4 protein-coding genes and 2 pseudogenes are annotated in these 3,693 nt (G+C 63.5%); 3 read left to right on the forward strand and 3 right to left on the reverse strand.

Annotation, left to right across the window (positions count from 1 at the left end; genetic code table 11):
• Positions 1–226: pseudogene (locus CHU93_RS05305) on the forward strand (transposase); the annotation flags it as partial.
• Positions 227–257: 31 nt separating this feature from the next.
• Here CHU93_RS05305 and tnpC read toward each other — a convergent pair.
• From tnpC to tnpA, 3 genes are read right to left on the reverse strand one after another with little or no spacing between them, the layout of a single operon-like run.
• Entirely contained in the window at positions 258–1,883 is a 1,626-nt protein-coding gene (gene tnpC, locus CHU93_RS05310; RefSeq protein ID WP_094473102.1) for an IS66 family transposase, read from the reverse strand.
• 54 nt (positions 1,884–1,937) lie between these two features.
• Positions 1,938–2,261, reverse strand: coding sequence for an IS66 family insertion sequence element accessory protein TnpB (tnpB, locus tag CHU93_RS05315; protein WP_094473103.1), 324 nt, complete (start codon positions 2,259–2,261; stop codon positions 1,938–1,940).
• A gap of 29 nt (positions 2,262–2,290) precedes the next feature.
• Positions 2,291–2,659 (reverse strand): IS66-like element accessory protein TnpA, encoded by a 369-nt coding sequence (gene tnpA, locus CHU93_RS05320; RefSeq protein WP_207759228.1) that lies wholly within the window; start codon positions 2,657–2,659, stop codon positions 2,291–2,293.
• A gap of 105 nt (positions 2,660–2,764) precedes the next feature.
• Between tnpA and CHU93_RS05325 the strand changes: the two are divergent.
• Both CHU93_RS05325 and CHU93_RS18255 read left to right on the forward strand, forming a co-directional pair.
• Positions 2,765–3,337 (forward strand): annotated as a pseudogene (locus CHU93_RS05325) (transposase); the annotation flags it as partial.
• A 13-nt stretch (positions 3,338–3,350) separates the two neighbouring features.
• On the forward strand, positions 3,351–3,623 hold the full coding sequence (locus CHU93_RS18255; protein WP_423825894.1) for an HGGxSTG domain-containing protein: 273 nt from the start codon (positions 3,351–3,353) through the stop codon (positions 3,621–3,623).
• Positions 3,624–3,693 lie beyond the last annotated feature (70 nt).

Genomic DNA, 3,693 nt, shown 5'->3' on the forward strand with positions numbered 1-3,693 from the left:
CGACCGCCCGATCGAAGGCGACTGGCCGTACCTTTGGATCGATGCCACTTATGTCAAAGTCCGCCAGAATGGCCGGATCGTCTCGGTCGCAGTGATCATCGCGGTGGGCGTCAACAGCGATGGACGCCGCGAGGTGCTGGGCATGGACATCGGCCCTTCGGAGGCAGAACCGTTCTGGACTGCGTTCCTGCGCAAGCTGACGCGCCGGGGCCTGCGCGGGGTCAAGCGTAAGCGGTGGCTGGTCCCCGTTGTGGCGGTCAGCTTGACTTTTTGGGGTAATTCCACGGCAAGAGTTCATCGATGCGGGCGGCGGGGTGGCCGTTGGCGATAGCGGTGAGCGTGTCGCGCAGGTAGGCGTAGGGCTCGACGCCGTTGAGTTTGCAGGTCTCGATCACCGACGCGATGCGCGCCCAGGTGCGCCCACCTTCATCGTGACCGGCGAACAGGGCGTTTTTGCGCGTCAGGGCCTGGGGTCTGATGCGATTTTCGACCGGATTGGTGTCCATCTCGAGCCGACCGTCGTCGAGATAGCGCACGAGCCCTGCCCAATGACGGTGGATGTAGCCCAGCTTCTCGCCGAGCCGGGACCTGGGCGAGATCTGGGTGCACTTATGCGTTAGCCACTCCCGGAACGCCGCGACCAATGGTGCACTGCGTTCCTGGCGGACAGCCAGACGCTGTTCGGGTGACTTGCCCCGGATCTCGGCCTCGATGGCATAAAGCTCGGCAATGCGGCGCAAGCCTTCACCAGCGACGGGCGACGCGTCACGATCATAAATCTCGCGTAGCTTGCGGCGGGCATGGGCCCAGCAATAGGCCAGCAGCAAGGGCTTGCCGCCGGTGCGCGTGGCGCGGGTCAGTGCTTCGTAACCGGCATAGCCATCCACCTGCAGCGTGCCATCAAAGCCCTGCAGGATCGCCATGGCATGGCGGCCTTCGCGACTGTCGCCATAGGTAAACACGACAATGGGCGGATCATTGCCGCCCCAACCGCGGTCATCACGGGTGAGCGCCCACAGATATCCGGTCTTGGTCTTGCCCGTTCCCGGCGCGAGGACCGGCGCTCTGGTCTCATCCATGAACAGCCGCAGCGCCCTCTTGCTATGGGCCAGCATGCGATCGACGATCATGGTGAGGTGATGCGAAGTGACCCCGCACCACGACGCCAGCGTCGAGCGGTCGAGATCGATGCCGGCCCGGGCGAAGATCTGGCTTTGCCGGTAGAGCGGCAAGTGATCGCAAAATTTTGCGACAGCGACATGGGCCATCAGCGCTTCGGTCGGCAGGCCGCCTTCGATGAGGTGGGGCGGTGCTGGCGCCTGGAGGACACCGGCGTCGCAGCGGGTGCAGGCATAACGCGGCCGAACTGTGACGATGACCCGGAACTGGGCCGGAATGACATCGAGCCGTTCGCTGCGGTCTTCGCCGATGGTCACAAGCGTGGTGCAGCCGCAGGTGCAGACCATGCTATCGGGTTCAATCACCTGTTCGATGCGCGGCAGGTGTGCCGGAAGGTTGCCGCGGTTGCGCTTGGCGCGCTTGCGCCGGGGCTTGCCGTCTGGCGCTGGCAGCTGGTCGATGGCTTCCTGGGTCTCAGCCGCGGCGATCTCCAGGTCTTCGAACGCCAGTTGCCGTTCGTCTTCGCTGAGCTTCTCGGACTTTTTACCAAAGCGCGCATGGCGCAGCTCGGCGATCAGATGCTCCTGCCGAGCGGTCAGATGCTTCAGCTCTGCGATTACAACTTCCTGTGCGGCAGTGAGCTCGGTCAGCTCGGCAACCTTCACGTCACGGGCAGTCAGTTGAGCCTGAAGGTCAGCGATCACCTGCCGCGCGGCCGGCGGCAAGGCGTCCAGATCGACCGGCGAGGCGCTGTCTGCAGACATAGTCGCTCATAGCGCAAAGCACTAATAAATGACAGTAATATCAGACTGATGGAGTCACTCTGCCGCACGTGGCAGGCAAGTGGTTGGCACTGCAATCCGGCGCCAGTCGAGGCCGGCAAACAGGGCCTGGAACTGCAACTTCGTGAGCGCCATCACGGCATCACCCGGCCTGGGCCAGGTGAAGGTGCCTGCTTCCAGACGCTTGTAGCTCATCACGATGCCGTTGCTGTCCCAGTAGAGGATCTTCAGCCGGTCACTGCGGCGAGCACGAAAGACCAGGACCAGGCCTTGGGTTGGGGCAAAGCCCAGCGCCATCTGTGCGTAAGCGGCAAGGCCATCGTGGCCGCGGCGGAAATCCACCGGCCGGGTGGCAACCATGATCCGCAGCCCGGGGTCTTCCAAAGGCGTCACGCGCTCGCCCGTAATGCAGCGACAAGAGCAGCAGCCTCCCGCGCCGGAAAGCCGGCGGGCACATGCAGGGTCACATCGCCGACGCAGATACGCAGCTCCGCTGCCCCGCCGCGGTGACACTCATCGTTCGACGCTGCGTCGGACTGCACGGAGATCGGCACAAAGGCCGGCAGGTCCCGATCGGCGAGAGCCAGCTCACCTCTACGAGCCAGCGAGCGCCAGACCGAAATATGGTTGGGCAGCAATCCATAGCGCGCCGCCACCTCGTTCACCCTGGCGCCAGGCTGCAGCGTCTCCGCCACAATCCGCGCCTTCAGATCGTCAGGCCAGCGACGACGACCCGTTGGCCCAGGCAAAACCTCCATCGGCCACGCACGGCTCGTAGAATACATCGATAGCTCCGGTTGTAGCTTCATACATCGCGCACTCCGTCACATCAGACGAGGCGCGTGCCACAATCAGCCAAACCCAGAAACCGCGGTGCCCAGCCACCGCTTACGGTCAAGCTGGTGATCTCCGATGCGCACGAAGGTATCAAGGCGGCTGTCTCCAAGCTGCTGTGTGCGACATGGCAACGCTGCCGTGTCCACTTCATGCGCAATGCGCTGGCCCATGCCGGCAAAAGCGGTCGGCGCGTCGTGTCCGCGTTCATCGGCACCGCCTTCGCACAGGAAACGCCCGAGGCGGCCAGTCAGCAATGGCGCTCCGTTGCCGACCAGATGCGCCCAAAACTGCCAAAGCTCGCCGCTTTGATGGACGATGCCGAGCCTGATGTGCTGGCCTACATGACGTTCCCCAAGGAACATCGGGCCAAGTTACACAGCACGAATCCCATCGAACGCCTCAATGGCGAGATCAAACGCCGCACCGAGGTCGTCGGCATCTTCCCCAACGAAGCGGCCATCACTCGCCTGATCGGAGCCATCCTCATGGAACAGTCCGATGAATGGGCCGTCCAGCGCGCACGCTACATGACACTTGAAACGATGGCGCCGGTGAGCGACAATCCAATCGTCATGCTCTCGGCTGTACCCGGCGCATGATCGGCTCAGACTGATGCCGAAATCGGCGGGAGCTCCAATAAGCTACACCACGCCGTGGGACACGATCCAACCGGCGATCTTGACGCAGGCACCGCGCTGCCAGGCCAAGACGCTGGCGGGGACATTATGCCAGGCCCCGGCGGTATCAGGCCGGCGGCGATGTCGAATGCACGGCAGGACTAATCCCGGCCCACCGATCGGCAATCGCAATGCGTGGAAGCACGGCGCGCGCTCGGCGGAAAAGCGGGCGCTGCTGGCGACGATCCGTGAACTGGATAGATTCTAGCAGACACCGCCTCATGCTTTAGTAATCGCGCCTATCCCGGATTATTCACCGGCCGGGTGATTTCGGGTTG

The sequence above is a fragment of the Sandarakinorhabdus cyanobacteriorum genome, from assembly GCF_002251755.1.
Classification (GTDB): domain Bacteria; phylum Pseudomonadota; class Alphaproteobacteria; order Sphingomonadales; family Sphingomonadaceae; genus Sandarakinorhabdus; species Sandarakinorhabdus cyanobacteriorum.